This is a genomic window from Pseudogulbenkiania sp. FW507-F1, from assembly GCF_058781125.1.
The window spans coordinates 132,480-148,408 of record NZ_JBYSWM010000001.1; the positions used below are offsets into that span (position 1 = coordinate 132,480).

Genomic DNA, 15,929 nt, shown 5'->3' on the forward strand with positions numbered 1-15,929 from the left:
CATAGCTTTAACTGTGGTCACCACCTTCGGCTAGAGGTTTTTGATTTTCATAATGGAACTCACTTTGAACCCACTGTCTTCTTTGGAGATAATGTCAGTCTTAATGATCGATGCCATATTGCGGCTATTCACCGCATAGAAATAGGAAATGACGTACTAATTGGGAGTGACGTCTATATCAGCGACCATGCACACGGCCAAACAGAAGAAATTGAGTCATCGTTACCACCAGGGCGGCGCATCCTTCACTCCAAAGGCCCGGTGTCTATTGGCGACCGCGTCTGGATTGGCTCCAAAGTGAGCATCCTTCCAGGGGTACGCATTGGTACTGGAGCCATCATAGGCGCTGGGTCGGTCGTCACCAGGGATGTCCCGGCATTCAGCGTCGTTGGAGGAGTTCCTGCCTCGATTATTCGCGCTCCGGCATCCCAAGTATCGCCCGAAGAAACAGACTATCGGAAATAAAAATGATTCATGTTTTTACCATTACAGCCAGAAACTACCTGAGCCTTGCTATAACCCTTGGCAATTCTGTATCAAGCTATCACCCTGAGGCCCGCTTCTCAATCTTCGTGGCAGACGGCTTGGAAAGCATCGATGTAGAGCATATCCCGTACAATTTGGTTGATGTGCCAAAAATGCTAGGCCAGCCACTAGCTGATGATCTCACATTCAAATACAACATCACTGAGTTTTGCACCTCGGTCAAACCCGCCATATTTCAACATCTCTTCAAAAAAGAAGAAGACGTAGAATTAATCTATTATCTAGATCCTGATACATGCCTTTATAATCGTTTGGATGTCATCACTGACACGACACCAGACAAGACACTCTATCTTGCCCCTCATCTTATCGACTGCAGAATTGAGGATGACCACCCATATCCAGAGTACAAGCACCTCTGGGAAGGAATTTTTAATCTGGGATTTTGTGCGATCCGCCGCACCAATGCAGCAGGGCCGATTTTGCGCTGGTGGAACGAGCGCCTGATGACCCATTGCTATGCCGACTTCTTCGATGGTTTACATACTGATCAGAAGTGGATGGACTACGCTCCAGTTTTTTTCCACCACGACCTAGAGATTGTTACCAACTACGGAGTCAATGTAGCACACTGGAACCTCGCTGAACGGACTATCACCGAATCTGATGGCAAACTATTTGCCAACAACGATTTGCTAGTGCTTTTCCATTTTTCAGGCTTTGATTTCAAGGGCCGATTGTTGTCCAAGCACACCGCAACAGATTTACAGGAACGTTTCCTAAAAGGAACCCTTCTGAAGCTAGCAAATGTTTACCGTGAGCAAGTGATGGCAAACGGCTATGCTAAATTTATTAAGATTCCCTATGCCTATGCAATATTTGCCAATAAAAAACCCGTAACGTCATTGCATCGCCGTCTCTATCGAGTTATATCTCGCGACGAATCTATGCCATCCCCTTTCTCCAGCACACACCCATTCTACCTCAAGCTGAAAGACGCTGGTCTGCTCGACGAAAGCAAAGGGGCTTTGGGCAATTACTCTGCAGCAACTGTGCCAAACCTTGGCCGCATAATCAGCGTTGTCGAATGGCTGCTTGGCGGGTTTCGCAAGCTGTTTGGTGTCTCACGCTATGTACAACTGATCAAATTTTTCTCACGCTATTCACGCTACGAAAGCCATGCATTTCTTGTCAAGAGGAAAGACTGATGCAGATGGTCACACGCCTCTCCGGGCAACAACAAAGCCATGTACTAGTCGATGCAAGGCCACTTAATGGCAGCCATAACGGATTAGCCCGCTTCGTCGAACAAATGATACGCGAATGGCCCAATGTGAGTCATGCAAAAATAACTCTAATATCAAACCGCCCGATTGTTACAGCCCAGCCTCTTCCGACTGAAATTGGCGTCTATGTGGATCGTAGCCTATGGCGCCGTATTCCAGGATCCATATGGCTCACCCTGAGGGCGGGCGCAATAACCAAGCGGTTACATGGGACTCATTTTCTTGGAACCCAACATGTACTCCCTTTATTTGGAGTCAAAAGAATCTGTCGCGCGGTTATCGTTCACGACCTGGTTTTTCGTAAGTTTCCGCATACGATGCTTTGGAGTAACCGCATCCTCAGTACCCTGCTCGTCCCTCGCTCGATAACAACTGCCGACTCAATTTTTTGTGTATCGGACACGACTCGGCATGACCTTTTGGCAGAATTTGCCATCGAGAATGGCCATGTCCAGGTCGCGTATCCCGGGGGAACCTTTGACTCGACCGATACCGCCCAAGCAGTACAGGAAAAGGCGGTTATCAAGCTGTTGGTAGTTGGCTCAATTGAGCCACGGAAAAACCTTGCAAAGTTTCTGCGCGCATTTCTTATTTTAGTAAAAACAAAAAGCGCACAGGTAGAGTTAGATATAGTGAGTGGGGGTGGCTGGGGTGATGCGCTGCCAATAGATCTTCGTACTGCCATTGAAACCACCCCCTATATTCGCACCCATCGCAGAGTTGACGACGAGCTTCTACGCTCACTGTATCGGAATGCCGATTTTCTGGTCTTCCCGAGCATTTACGAGGGTTTTGGCTTACCAATGCTCGAAGCTGTCGGAAAATGTGCGGTTATTGCCAATGATATCCCCGTGTTTCGTGAGATCGCTAGCCACCTTGAGGGGGTCAGTTTCGTCGATTTTGGTTCTACTGACGAAATGATTGCCCAAGAACTCACTCAGAAACTCTCCCCAATGCCCGCTGCACAGTTCCGAAAGAAGGAAGATATCGAGCTGTTTTCTTGGCGCCACTGTGCTCAAGTCATATCAACGGGAATGAAACTTTAATTGCAGCACCCAGCACACAAAAATAAAACGCATAATCATGATCAGAGATGGCATCGAGAATAGAGTCCGTCCATGGTTGTACTATTTATGTTGATTTGGTTTGCACTATGTCAAACCTGCATCCTGAAAGAGGTGCACGTTGAAAACCCTCTATATCAACGGTAAATTCTTACTACAGCGAATGACCGGCGTCCAACGCTTCGCCCATAGCCTAATCATGGCTTTGGACAACGATTTACTTCTGCGCCCTACAGCAACCCGTGTGGTTCTTCTCAAACCAGAGGGTGCGCCATCGCTACCATTGCAGGTGATTGAGCAGAAGACATGTGGCTATAAGCTAGGCTCGACAACACTATGGGAACAGATTGCATTACCTATGGCGTCCCGTGATGGAGCACTATTATGTCTATCTGGCTCTGCTCCGATGCTAGGAGGCACCTGTATTCCAACCATTCATGACGCTGCAGTCTATCTCTATCCTCATGCCTATTCTTGGCGATTTGTAGCTTGGTACCGGATGCTTTTCCGCGTCATAACGCGAGCGGCCCCCTTGCAACTTACGGTCTCTGCCCGTTCGGCCAATGAGCTGGCTCAGCAATTGACCGGTCGTGAATTCAAGGTTGTACCTAATTCTGCGGAGCATATTCTGGCCACTCCATCGGACGTATCCGTCCTTAGAACCCTTGGGATTTCAGAGGGGCGATATCTTCTTGCTGTTGGAAGCCTAAATCCCACAAAAAATCTCTCGGCTCTCATTGCAGGCTATGCTACGGCCAATCTGGCTACCGAGCTGCCGCTTGTAATCGTGGGGGCATCCAATGCGAGTGTATTTGCGACGGCCTCGACCGTTGGCGCCAATACACCGGGGGTTCTTTTCGCAGGCTCTGTTTCGGATGCCGCCCTCAGGGCACTTTACGAACACGCATCCGCCTTTGTTTTCCCCTCTCTATATGAAGGCTTCGGCATTCCTCCGCTGGAAGCGATGACTTGCGGCTGCCCGGTTGTCGCTTCCCACGCATCCTCCATTCCAGAAGTCTGTGCTGATGCCGCAATGTACTTCGATGCCACAAACGTACCGGACATTGCCAGAGCCTTAAGAACCATCACGAACGATCCCGCATTACAGGCGGACCTCGCAGCGCGGGGTCGAGCCAGATGCATGGACTTTACTTGGTCAAAATCAGCCATACTTTTACGCAACCACCTGCAATGTGCAGGCCTTCTTGAAGATACTCCAGCATGAAGATTCTCCAAATCTCGAAGTTCTATGCTCCCGTCGAAGGGGGCATCGAGTCGGTGGTGCGCGAGCTTGTTGAAGGCCTAAATGATGCTGGCGTTCAAGCCGATGTTTTATGTGCCAACACGACATCACGTACAGACGTCTCACGCACCCCAAGTGGCTACACGGTCATTCGAGCCAGTTCTCTGGGAAAAGTCCTGTCGACATCCCTTTCCCCAGCTTTGATAGCCCACACCCAGCGACTGGCTCGACACTATGATGTCATCCATGTTCACCTTCCCGATCCGATGGCGAATCTGGCACTGGCATTCACCCGCCCTACGTGCAAGCTAGTGGTACATTGGCATAGTGACATTGTGAGCCAGCGTACCGCCCTAAAACTGTATGCCCCTCTGCAGCAATTATTACTGAAACGTGCAGATGCAATTATTGCGACCTCACCCCCCTATGCCGAGTCATCACCATGGTTAAGAGACTTTGCTGAGAAAGTCGCTGTTATTCCTATCGGAATTCAGGACCCTTACAGTTCGACAGCGACAACGCCAGAAAAGGTAAGCTCCATCCGGAACCAGTATGGTAACCGGCGTATCATCTTCTCTCTCGGCCGCATGACTTATTACAAGGGATTTGACACATTGATTAGTGCTGCAGCGCACTTGCCGTCAGACACCGTGATCCTAATTGGAGGAGCGGGCGAATTGCTTGAGTCATACCGCCAGCAAGTTGTAGAGAATGGCCTTCAAGAGAAGATCCATTTCCTCGGCCGAGTCAGCGATGATCTGCTCCCCTCTCTTTTTGCTGCAAGCGATGTATTTTGCCTGCCATCAACTGTTCGATCAGAGGCTTTTGGAGTTGTTCTGCTCGAAGCAATGGCAGCGGCCAAGCCGATCGTTGCTTGCGACATTCCTGGCTCTGGTGTGCCATGGGTTAATCGGCATGGAGAAACTGGTTTTAATGTCCCTCCTGGAGATGCCGCATCACTCGCAACACACCTGAAGCAAATACTTGGCGATTCCACCCTTGCAGAGACGTTGGGAAGGGAGGGTAGACGGCGCTATAAGGAGGCATTCACTAGTGAGACAATGGTCCACGAGACTCTTTTGCTCTACCAAGACCTGCTGCACATTCGCACCACTAGCAGTAACAATCGGCCGAAAAAGGTTCTTCATGGAAGTGAGGGGATGATCAAGCCAGACGCGAGAACGGCGATGTAAAGGTGCCGAAGTGTTGCGACTTGGCCCGCGGGAAACATCCAGCACGCGGCCGCAACACTTGGCACAGTTACAGGAGCAAGCATAGTGCTATTTTTATCCACAAGACGCGAGTAATCTTATACACGTCAGGTCAAGCAGTGCGTACCAAATACTCTGGAAAAGAATGCCAGTCAGCTTAACTGACTGGCATTAGCCTCATTGCGGGTTGTAAGCTGGTCGAACAATTCGTTCTTACCAGACCTTCAGGTATTCCAGCATGCCTTCGGCAGCCTGACGGCCTTCGTAGACGGCGCGGACCACAAGGTCGGCGCCGCGGACCTGGTCGCCGCCGGCAAAGACCTTGGCGTTGCTGGTCTGGTACTTGTATTTGGCGCGACCCGAGGCCAGGGTGCGGCCGCGCTCGTCCACGGAGATGGAGTGGCGCTCGAACCAGTCGGCTGCTTCGGCCTGGAAGCCGAAGGCGATGACGACGTGGTCGCACTCCAGCACTTCTTCGCTGCCCGGCACGAGCTCGGCACTGCGGCGGCCCTTGGCGTCCGGGGCGCCGAGGCGGGTTTCGGCCAACTTGAGCCGCAGGCTGCCATCGACCGCTTGCTCGATGCCCAGCGGCTGGCGGTTCCACAGGAATTCGACGCCCTCTTCCTTGGCGTTGCCAACTTCGCGCTTGGAGCCCGGCATGTTGGCTTCGTCACGGCGATAGGCGCAGATCACCCGCTCGGCGCCCTGGCGGATGGAGGTACGATTACAGTCCATAGCGGTATCGCCACCGCCCAGCACCACCACGCGCTTGCCCTTCATCGAGAGAGGAGTTTCGTCGGCCGGCAGGGTGCCCAGGTGCTGACGCACGTTGTTGACCAGGAACGGCAGCGCTTCCAGCACGCCAGGCAGGCTTTCGCCATCGAAGCCGCCCTTCATGTACTTGTAGGCGCCCATGCCCATGAACACGGCGTCGTACTGTTCCAGCAGTTCTTCGATCTGGACGTCGCGGCCGATCTCGGTGTTGAGACGGAACTCGACGCCCATACCTTCCATGATCTCGCGGCGACGCTTGACCACACTCTTTTCCAGCTTGAATTCGGGGATGCCGAAGGTCAGCAGGCCGCCGATTTCTTCGTACAGGTCGAACACCACCGGCTTGACGCCGTTGCGTACCAGCACGTCGGCACAGCCGAGGCCGGCCGGGCCGGCACCGATAACCGCGACTTTCTTGTCGGTCCACACCACCTTGGACATGTCTGGGCGCCAGCCCGCCTTGTAGGCTTCGTCGGTGATGTACTTCTCGATGGAGCCGATGCTCACGGCGCCGAAACCGCCTTGTTCGAGGGTGCAGGCGCCTTCGCACAGGCGGTCCTGCGGACAGACGCGGCCGCAGATTTCCGGCAGGCTGTTGGTCTTGTGGGACAGTTCCGCCGCTTCGAACAGGCGGCCTTCGTTGACCATCTTCAGCCAGTTGGGAATGAAATTGTGTACCGGGCATTCCCATTCGCAATAGGGGTTGCCGCAGGACAGGCAGCGCCCGGCCTGTTCGGCTGCATCGGCGCTGTTCAGCGGCCGGTAGATTTCCTTGAATTCGATCTTGCGCACCGCCGCCTCGACCTTGTCGCCGGGGTTGCGCGGGAGCGTCATGAATTGGAATACGTCACCCATGGTGGCTTCCTCTTGCCGGGGCAAGGCGTGCTTCTGCACGCCGCCCACTAACTATCATATCTGTGTGATTCAGAGCTGGAGCCGAAGGGATGGGGCATCGGCCCCATCCATGATCAATCATCAATCCTTCAGCAGGCTATCGAGCTTGGCGGCCTTGGGCTTCACCAGCCAGAAGTAGTCGACGAAGTCGTCGAAGTTTTCCAGCATGTTGCGGCCGATATCGGAACCGGTGAATTCGACGTGCTTGGCCAGCTTGTCCAGCAGGAAGGCACGGTACATACCCATGGCTTCGCCGTTGATCAGGTGGATGTCCACCAGCTCGTTGTTGTAGCGGTAGGCGAAGCGTTCGTTCGGGTCGTAGACGAAGGCGAAGCCCCCGGTCATGCCGGCGCCGAAGTTGTAGCCGGTTTCGCCCAGCGAGATCACGCAGCCGCCGGTCATGTATTCGCAGCAGTGGTCGCCCGCGCCTTCGATCACCGCCAGCGCGCCGGAGTTGCGCACCCCGAAGCGCTCGCCGGCGACGCCGGACGCGTAGAGCTGGCCGCCGGTGGCACCGTACAGGCAGGTGTTGCCGATGATGATCGACTCGTGCGACTTATATGCCGCGCCTTTCGGCGGGTAGACCACCACGCGGCCACCGGCCATGCCTTTGCCGACGTAGTCGTTGGCGTCGCCTTCGACTTCCAGGTGCAGGCCGGGCGCGTTCCAGACGCCAAAGCTCTGACCGGCCGAGCCGGTGAACTTGACGGTCAGACAGCCTTCCGGCAGACCGGCCGCGCCGTGCGCCTTGGCGATTTCCCCGGACAGACGGGCGCCGATGGAGCGGTGGATGTTCTCGATCGGGTACTCCAGGCGCAGCATCTGCTTGGCCTGGATCGCCGGCAGGGCATCCTTGACGATGGCTTCGGCCAACTCGCCCTTGTCAAACGACGGGTTGCGGTCATCGACGCAGAAGCGCGGTTCGCTGTCCGGAATGGAGCCCTGGTTCAGCAGCGGAGACAGGTCGAGACGCTGCTGGCGCTCGCTCTGGCCCTGCAACAGACCCATCAGGTCCATGCGGCCGATCAGTTCTTCCATGGTGCGCACACCGAGCTTGGCCATCCACTCGCGGGTTTCACGGGCGATGAACAGGAAGTAGTTCATCACCATTTCCGGCAGGCCGATGAAGTACTTGGAGCGCAGCTTCATTTCCTGCGTGGCGACGCCGGTTGCGCAGTTGTTGAGGTGGCAGATCCGCAGGTACTTGCAACCCAGCGCCACCATCGGGCCGGTACCGAAACCGAACGATTCGGCACCGAGGATGGCAGCCTTGACCACGTCGAGACCGGTCTTCAGGCCACCGTCGGTCTGCACCCGCACGCGGCCGCGCAGGCCGTTGGCGCGCAGCACCTGCTGGGCTTCGGAGAGGCCCAGTTCCCACGGCGTGCCGGCGTACTTGACCGAGGTCAGCGGGCTGGCGCCAGTACCGCCGTCGTAGCCGGAGATGGTGATCAGGTCGGCGTAGGCCTTGGCCACGCCGGCAGCGATGGTGCCGACGCCCGGTTCGGCTACCAGTTTCACCGACACCAGCGCGTCGGGGTTGACCTGCTTCAGGTCGAAGATCAGCTGGGCCAAGTCTTCGATCGAGTAGATGTCGTGGTGTGGCGGCGGCGAAATCAGGCTGATGCCCGGCTTAGAGTGACGCAGCTTGGCGATCAGCGGCGACACCTTATCGCCCGGCAGCTGGCCGCCCTCGCCCGGCTTGGCGCCCTGGGCGACCTTGATCTGCAGCACTTCGGCGTTGACCAGGTAATGCGGGGTGACGCCGAAGCGGCCAGAGGCGACCTGCTTGATCTTCGACATCTTCTCGGTGCCGTAGCGCGCCTGGTCTTCGCCACCCTCACCGGAGTTGGAGCGGCCGCCGAGGCGGTTCATGGCTGTGGCCAGCGCCTCGTGCGCTTCCGGCGACAGCGCACCCAGCGACATGCCGGCGGAGTCGAAACGTTTGACGATGGACTCGACCGACTCGACTTCGTCGAGCGGGATCGGGTTGTCGGCCAGCTTGAGCTGCATCAGGTCGCGGATCATCGCCACCGGACGCTCGTTGACCAGCTCGGCATACTTCAGGTAGGCGTTGTAATCGTCGTTCTGCACTGCCTTCTGCAGCTGCATCACCACGTCGGGGTTGTAGGCGTGGTATTCCTCGCCGTGCACGTACTTCAGCAGGCCACCCTGGGTGATCGAACGCATCGGGTTGAAGGCGAGGCGAACCAGCTTCTGCTGGTCGTCTTCGAAGTCCTCGAAATTGGCGCCGGAGACGCGGCTCACGGTGCCTTTCAGGCACAGCTCGACGACTTCCTCGTGGATGCCGACGGCTTCGAACAGCTGCGCGCCACGGTAGGAGGCAACGGTCGAAATCCCCATCTTCGACAGCACCTTCAAGAGGCCCTTGTTGATGCCCTTGCGGTAGTGCTGCAGCGCTTCGTTGGTCTTCAGCTCGACCTCGCCCGACTGCACCAGTTCGGCGATGATCTGGTAGGCGAGGTAGGGGTAGACGGCGGTCGCGCCATAGCCCAGCAGACACGCAATCTGGTGTGCGTCACGCGCGGTGCCGGTTTCCACCACGATATTGCTCTTGCAGCGCAGGCCGGCATCGATCAGGGCGTGGTGCACGGCACCGGTGGCGAACAGCGCATGGATCGGCAGGCGGCCGTCACCGAGGGTGCGGTCGGACAGCACCACCACCACGGTGCCCTCGCGCACGGCGTCCACCACGTGCTGACACAGGCGCTCGATGGCAGCCTTCAGGCCTCCCTCGGACGGGTCGTAGCACAGGTCGAAGGAGGTCGACTTGAGGTAGCTTTCCGGACGCGTGGTGACACGCACGAACTTTTCGTGAGACAGCACCGGCGAGCGCACTTCGAGACGCTTGGCGTGCTCGGCGCTCTCTTCGAACATGTTGCGCTCGGGACCGAACACGGTGTTGAGCGACATCACCACCGCTTCGCGGATCGGGTCGATCGGCGGGTTGGTGACCTGGGCGAACTGCTGGCGCAGGAAATCGAACGGCGAGCGGACCTTTTGCGACAGCACGGCCATCGGGGTGTCGTCACCCATGGAACCAATGGCTTCCTGGCCGTCATCGGCCAGTACGCGCAGCACCTGATCGCGCTCTTCGAAGCTGACGTTGAACAGCTTCTGATACTTGAGCAGCTCGTCCTTCGGCATCGCTTCGAGGGAGGAGTCATCCTCAATCGACAGCTCGAGATACTTGCCGCTGTCCTTGATCCACTGACGGTATGGCTTGGCACTCTTCAGCTGGGCATCGATGTCTTCCGGCATCAACAGTTCGCCGGTGGTGAGGTCGGCGGCGAACAGTTGGCCCGGCTTGACGCGGCCCTTGCGCACGACTTCTTCCGGCTTGTAGTCCCATACACCCACTTCGGAGGCGATGGTGAGGATATTGTCGCGGGTCAGCACCCAGCGCGCCGGGCGCAAGCCGTTGCGGTCGAGCAGACAGGCGGCGTAGCGGCCGTCGGTCAGCACGATGCCGGCCGGACCGTCCCACGGCTCCATGTGCATCGAGTTGAATTCGTAGAAGGCGCGCAGGTCCTTGTCGGTGGAGTCGACGTTCTGCCAGGCCGGCGGCACTAGGAGGCGCAGCGCGCGGAACAGCGGAATGCCGCCCATCAGCAGGCCTTCGAGCATGTTGTCGAGGCTCATCGAGTCGGAGCCGTCGGTCTGCACGATCGGGCGGATGGCGTCCATGTCGAGGTGCGGCGTCGACATGATGCGCTCGCGCGCCTTGGACCAGTAGCGGTTGCCCTGCACCGTGTTGATCTCGCCGTTATGGGCGAGGAAGCGGAATGGCTGAGCCAGCTTCCACTGCGGCCAGGTGTTAGTGGAGAAACGCTGGTGGAACACCGCCAGGCTGGCCTCGAAACGCTCGTCCTGCAGATCGAGGAAGAACTTCGGCAGGTTTTCCGGCGTGACCAGGCCCTTGTAGGACAGCGTGTGCGGCGACAGGGTCGGCAGGTAGAAATAACCGTCTTCGGCCTTGTTGGCCTTCTCGGCTTGGCGGCGCGCCATGTACAGGCGGCGCTGGAAGCTGGCGTCGTCCATGCCGAACGGACAGTTCACGAACACCTGCACCATGGAGGGCAGGGTCTTGATGGCGTATTCGCCACAAGCCGAGACGTCCACCGGCACGGTGCGGAAGCCGGCCACTTCGAGTTCCTGCGCTTCGAGGAACTCTTTCAGGCGACGCAGGCTGCGCTGGCCCTGCTCCTGCTCTGGATGGTGGAACACCAGACCGGCGGCGTAGCTCGCCTTGAGGGCAATGCCGGCCTCGTGGGCGACTTCACGCAGGAAGCCGTCGGGTTTGCGGAACAACAGGCCGCAACCGTCGCCCGATTTGCCGTCGGCAGCCACCGCACCGCGATGGGTCAGTTTGGCGAGCGAGGAAATTGCGGTCTGCACCAGCCAATGACTCGGTTTGTCCTCCAGTTGGGCGATCAAACCAAAGCCACAGCTATCCTGCTCGAAATCCGGGCGGTACAAGGTGCCCTGCAGCCATTGCTGTCTTTCCATACCATCTACCTGATTATAATGTGAAGCGAATGTCTTTGATTCTAAGGTCAAGGCGCGCCCTCCTGCAACCGCTTTTTGTGCGGCGCATAATTGCTTTTAAATCAAAGCATTACGCTGTTTTTTTTGACAAAAAAATTGGGAAATCCGGATTTTTTCAAAGAATTATTTTTCATCTTTGTGACACGGATTTTCATATAAACGACACAAAAAGCACCATTTTGGTGCCATGCGTGGTGCACATGCATCACCTTGGTTCACGCCATGTCTGACAATATACAATCTGGCCATGCCCAGCTCTAAACCCTCCCCCGCCGCCCTGGATTTCGTCCGGCAGCTGGCCGACCAGGCATTCGCCCGATCGGCGGGCGCGCCGCTGATCAATGGCAATACCATTGACCTGCTTTTCGACAGCTGCGAGAACTTCCCGGCCTGGGAGGCGGCGCTGTCGGGAGCCTGCGATTCGATCCTGATCGAAATCTATATCTTCGCCGACGACAGCTTCGGCCAACGTATCCGGGAAATCCTGATCGAGCAAGCCACCAAGGGGGTGCAGGTGCGCTTGCTGGTGGACTGGCTGGGCAGCTGGAAGGCGCACTTGCGCGGCTTCTTCAAGCCCCTGCTGGCCGCCGGCGCCGAGGTGCGGACCTACAACCGGCCGAGCCTGTCGGGCGGCAGCAGTCCGCTGGGGCGCAACCATCGCAAGCTGATCATCGTCGACGGGGCGGAGGCGTTCATCTCCGGACTGGGCATCAGCTCGCGCTGGGAGGGCAAACCGGACAAGGGGGGGGAGCCGTGGCGCGATACTGGTGCACGGCTCAGCGGCCCGGTACTGCAGGATGCCATCGACGCCTTCGCCGACAGCTGGGCCAGTTGCGGCGAAGCGCTGGACGAGTCGCTGCGCCAGGCGAGCCGCAGCATGATCGGCGGCAGCGTGGCGGCGCGGCTGATCGCCACCACCCCGGCCACCGCCAACCTGATGCGGCTGGACCTCTTGATCGCCAGCTTCGCGCGCCGCTCGCTGTGGCTGACCGATGCCTATTTCATGGGCACCAGCACCTACCTGACGGCATTGCAGAACGCGGCCAAGGATGGCGTCGACGTGCGCCTGCTGGTGCCGCGCTCGAGCGACATCGGCTGGATCGCCACGGTGTCGCGCACGCTGTACCGGCCGCTGCTGGAAGCCGGGGTGCGGGTGTTCGAGTGGGACGGACCGATGATCCACGCCAAGACGGCGGTGGCGGACGGACGCTGGGCGCGCCTGGGCTCGTCCAACCTGAACCTGTCGAGCTGGCTTGCCAACCGCGAAATCGATGTGGCCGTGGAGGACGAGGAGATCGCCGGCAAGCTCGCCGACAAGTTTCTCGACGACCTGGAGCACGCCACCGAGGTGCGACTCTCGGCGCACCGCCACCGCCCGGTACTGAGCCGGCCGCGCCAGCGCGATTACCAGAGCCTGCTGTTGCCCAAGCCGGGCGCTGCGGCGTTAGGTGCCTCGGCGGCCGCGCGCCAGGCGGCGCGCATCGGCGATGCGCTGGGGGCGGCGGTACGCGGTACGCGCACCGTGGAAGCCAGCGAAGCCAGCTCCTTCCTGACCATCGGCGCCGCGCTGCTACTGCTGGCCCTGATCAGCGCCCTGTTTCCCTACCTGATCGCCGGGCCGCTGGCGCTCTTGCTGTTGCTCTCGGGCGGGGCGGTGGTGCTGAAGGCGTTGGGGCTGTACCGGGCGCGGTGGAAAAAAAAGCGACAGCCGCCGGGCACCTTGGAGCCTCATCCGGAGTCTGACGATAAACCGCCCCCGGAGGGCTGAAAGGCCCGTTAAACGGTCGATTCCGCCCCCCCTGCCAACCCGGTGCGGAGGGTCTTGGCCAGCGTGATCCGGCGTGGCGGCGAGGCGCGTAAAAACACGCTTTCCGTAGTGCAACATTGTTCACGATTATCCGCTACACTACGCGCTTTTCTTTCGGGTTGACCTAAGCCGGCTGGCGAAACGATTGCCAAAGGGCGGGTTTAGCGTCGTGCGTCCGCAGTGACAAAACGACGGTGAACACGCCCTACCAATCCCATGCGTACCGCGGTGCTAAGCGCCCTTTATCCCAGCGTGCCGGTGACGTTCCGGTACGCCGTGTATGAGGACACAGGCATGCGTTTCCATTTCCCCATCGTCATCATCGACGAAGACTTCCGTTCCGAAAACACCAGCGGCTCCGGCATCCGCGAGCTGGCCGCTGCGATGGAGAAGGAAGGCATGGAAGTCGTGGGTTATACCAGCTACGGCGATCTGACGTCGTTTGCCCAGCAACAGAGCCGCGCCGCCGGCTTCATCCTGTCGATCGACGACGAGGAGTTTGGCTCCGGCACGCCGGAAGAGGCGCTGGATGCGCTGGCCAACCTGCGCAACTTCGTGGCCGAGATTCGCCGCCGCAACCCGGATATCCCACTTTACCTGTACGGCGAGACGCGCACGGCACGCCACATTCCGAACGACATCCTGCGCGAGCTGCATGGTTTCATCCACATGCACGAGGACACCCCGGAGTTCGTGGCGCGTCACATCATCCGTGAAGCCAAATCGTATCTGGACACGCTGGCACCGCCGTTCTTCCGCGCCCTGGTGCATTACGCCCACGACGGTTCCTACTCCTGGCACTGCCCGGGCCACTCCGGCGGCGTGGCGTTCCTGAAGAGCCCGGTGGGCCAGATGTTCCACCAGTTCTTCGGTGAGAACATGCTGCGTGCCGACGTGTGCAACGCGGTGGACGAGCTGGGCCAGCTGCTGGATCACACCGGCCCGGTGGCCGCCTCCGAGCGCAACGCCGCGCGCATCTTCAGCGCCGACCACCTGTTCTTCGTCACCAACGGCACCTCGACCTCGAACAAGATCGTCTGGCACTCCACCGTCGCCGCCGGCGACATCGTGCTGGTGGACCGCAACTGCCACAAGTCGAACCTGCACGCCATCATGATGACCGGGGCGATTCCGGTGTTCCTGATGCCGACGCGCAACCATTACGGCATCATCGGCCCGATTCCGAAGTCCGAATTCCAGCTCGACAACATCAAGAAAAAGATTCTGGCCAACCCGTTCGCGCGCGAGGCGCTGGAAAAGAACCCGGGCGCCAAGCCGCGCATCCTGACCATCACCCAGTCCACCTACGACGGCATCCTGTACAACGTCGAGGAGATCAAGAGCATGCTGGACGGCGAGGTCGACACCCTGCACTTCGATGAAGCCTGGCTGCCGCACGCGAGCTTCCACGACTTCTACGGCGACTTCCACGCCATCGGCGAGGGCCGTCCGCGCTGCAAGGACTCGATGATCTTCTCCACCCAGTCCACCCACAAGCTGTTGGCCGGCATCTCGCAGGCCTCGCAGATCCTGGTGCAGGACCCGCAGAACCGCCAGCTCGACACCGCCTGGTTCAACGAGGCCTACCTGATGCACACCTCGACCAGCCCGCAGTACGCGATCATCGCCAGCTGCGACGTGGCGGCGGCGATGATGGAGCAGCCGGGCGGCCAGGCGCTGGTGGAGGAATCGCTGGTGGAGGCGCTGGACTTCCGCCGCGCCATGCGCAAGGTGGACGAGGAGTACGGCCACGACTGGTGGTTCAAGGTGTGGGGGCCGAACGAACTGTCCGACGACGGCATCTGCGACCCGGCCGACTGGGAACTGGAGCCGGACGAGCGCTGGCACGGCTTTGCCGGCATCGAGGAAGGCTTCAACCTGCTCGACCCGATCAAGGCCACCATCCTCACCCCGGGCCTGGACGTGGACGGCAGCTTCGAAGAGATGGGCATCCCGGCCGCCATCGTCACCAAGTACCTGACGGAGCACGGCGTGGTGGTGGAGAAGACCGGCCTGTACAGCTTCTTCATCATGTTCACCATCGGCATCACCAAGGGCCGCTGGAACACGCTGATCTCGCTGCTGCAGCAGTTCAAGGACGATTTCGACAAGAACCAGCCGATGTGGCGCATCATGCCGGAGTTCGTCGCCAAGTACCCGCAGTACGAGCGCGTCGGCCTGCGCGAGCTGTGCCAGCGCATTCACCAGCTGTACAGCAAGCACGACATCGCGCGCCTGACCACCGAGATCTACCTGTCCGAGATGGAGCCGGCAATGCGTCCGGCCGACGCCTTCGCCAAGATGGCGCACCGCGAGATCGAGCGCGTGCCGGTGGAGGAACTGGAAGGCCGTGTCACCTCGGTGCTGCTGACGCCGTACCCGCCGGGTATCCCGCTGCTGATCCCGGGCGAACGCTTCAACCGCACCATCGTCGACTACCTGCGCTTCGCCCAGGAGTTCAACGGCGAGCTGCCGGGCTTCGAGACCGACGTGCACGGCCTGGTGGCGATGGAAAAGAACGGCAAGAAGGTGTACTGCGTGGATTGCGTCAAGCAGTAAGCCGCCGCACTCACGGAAAACCAACGGCCTCCCCCT

General features: G+C 58.9%; 8 protein-coding genes and 1 pseudogene. 7 read left to right on the forward strand and 2 right to left on the reverse strand.

Annotation, left to right across the window (positions count from 1 at the left end; translation table 11 throughout):
• Positions 1-270: 270 nt before the first annotated feature.
• The 5 genes and pseudogenes from AC3WG5_RS00685 to AC3WG5_RS00705 form a co-directional block, all read left to right on the forward strand.
• Positions 271-417: pseudogene (locus AC3WG5_RS00685) on the forward strand (DapH/DapD/GlmU-related protein); the annotation flags it as partial.
• Between the two features lie 50 nt (positions 418-467).
• Positions 468-1,694, forward strand: a complete 1,227-nt coding sequence (locus tag AC3WG5_RS00690; RefSeq protein WP_492567429.1) for a hypothetical protein — start codon at positions 468-470, stop codon at positions 1,692-1,694.
• Positions 1,694-2,818 carry a glycosyltransferase family 4 protein gene (locus AC3WG5_RS00695; protein WP_492567430.1) on the forward strand — a complete coding sequence of 375 codons (1,125 nt, stop codon included), beginning with the start codon at positions 1,694-1,696 and terminating at the stop codon, positions 2,816-2,818. The genes AC3WG5_RS00690 and AC3WG5_RS00695 overlap by 1 nt, the downstream gene beginning before the upstream one ends.
• A gap of 139 nt (positions 2,819-2,957) precedes the next feature.
• Positions 2,958-4,061: a glycosyltransferase family 4 protein gene (locus tag AC3WG5_RS00700; RefSeq protein ID WP_492567431.1), complete on the forward strand. Its 1,104-nt coding sequence runs from the start codon at positions 2,958-2,960 to the stop codon at positions 4,059-4,061.
• Positions 4,058-5,272, forward strand: a complete 1,215-nt coding sequence (locus tag AC3WG5_RS00705; protein WP_492567432.1) for a glycosyltransferase — start codon at positions 4,058-4,060, stop codon at positions 5,270-5,272. Before AC3WG5_RS00700 ends, AC3WG5_RS00705 begins: the two co-directional genes overlap by 4 nt.
• 231 nt (positions 5,273-5,503) lie before the next feature.
• On the opposite strand, the gene AC3WG5_RS00710 is transcribed toward AC3WG5_RS00705, so the two are convergent.
• Both AC3WG5_RS00710 and gltB read right to left on the reverse strand, forming a co-directional pair.
• Positions 5,504-6,919, reverse strand: a complete 1,416-nt coding sequence (locus AC3WG5_RS00710) for an FAD-dependent oxidoreductase (protein ID WP_492567433.1) — start codon at positions 6,917-6,919, stop codon at positions 5,504-5,506.
• A 120-nt stretch (positions 6,920-7,039) separates the two neighbouring features.
• Positions 7,040-11,488, reverse strand: coding sequence for a glutamate synthase large subunit (gltB, locus tag AC3WG5_RS00715; RefSeq protein ID WP_008952434.1), 4,449 nt, complete (start codon positions 11,486-11,488; stop codon positions 7,040-7,042).
• A 286-nt stretch (positions 11,489-11,774) separates the two neighbouring features.
• Here gltB and AC3WG5_RS00720 point away from each other — a divergent pair, with 286 nt between their 5' ends.
• Positions 11,775-13,295 (forward strand): phospholipase D-like domain-containing protein, encoded by a 1,521-nt coding sequence (locus tag AC3WG5_RS00720; protein ID WP_492567434.1) that lies wholly within the window; start codon positions 11,775-11,777, stop codon positions 13,293-13,295.
• A gap of 333 nt (positions 13,296-13,628) precedes the next feature.
• Positions 13,629-15,893, forward strand: coding sequence for an arginine/lysine/ornithine decarboxylase (locus AC3WG5_RS00725; RefSeq protein ID WP_014088400.1), 2,265 nt, complete (start codon positions 13,629-13,631; stop codon positions 15,891-15,893).
• The last annotated feature ends 36 nt before the right edge of the window (positions 15,894-15,929 follow it).

Bases quoted from the DNA above. Each gene is read 5' to 3' on its own strand.
- AC3WG5_RS00690 (WP_492567429.1), top strand. From the start codon at position 468: ATGATTCATGTTTTTACCATTACAGCCAGAAACTACCTGAGCCTTGCT.
- AC3WG5_RS00695 (WP_492567430.1), top strand. From the start codon at position 1,694: ATGCAGATGGTCACACGCCTCTCCGGGCAACAACAAAGCCATGTACTA.
- AC3WG5_RS00705 (WP_492567432.1), top strand. From the start codon at position 4,058: ATGAAGATTCTCCAAATCTCGAAGTTCTATGCTCCCGTCGAAGGGGGC.
- AC3WG5_RS00710 (WP_492567433.1), bottom strand. From the start codon at position 6,919: ATGGGTGACGTATTCCAATTCATGACGCTCCCGCGCAACCCCGGCGAC.
- gltB (WP_008952434.1), bottom strand. From the start codon at position 11,488: ATGGAAAGACAGCAATGGCTGCAGGGCACCTTGTACCGCCCGGATTTC.
- AC3WG5_RS00720 (WP_492567434.1), top strand. From the start codon at position 11,775: ATGCCCAGCTCTAAACCCTCCCCCGCCGCCCTGGATTTCGTCCGGCAG.
- AC3WG5_RS00725 (WP_014088400.1), top strand. From the start codon at position 13,629: ATGCGTTTCCATTTCCCCATCGTCATCATCGACGAAGACTTCCGTTCC.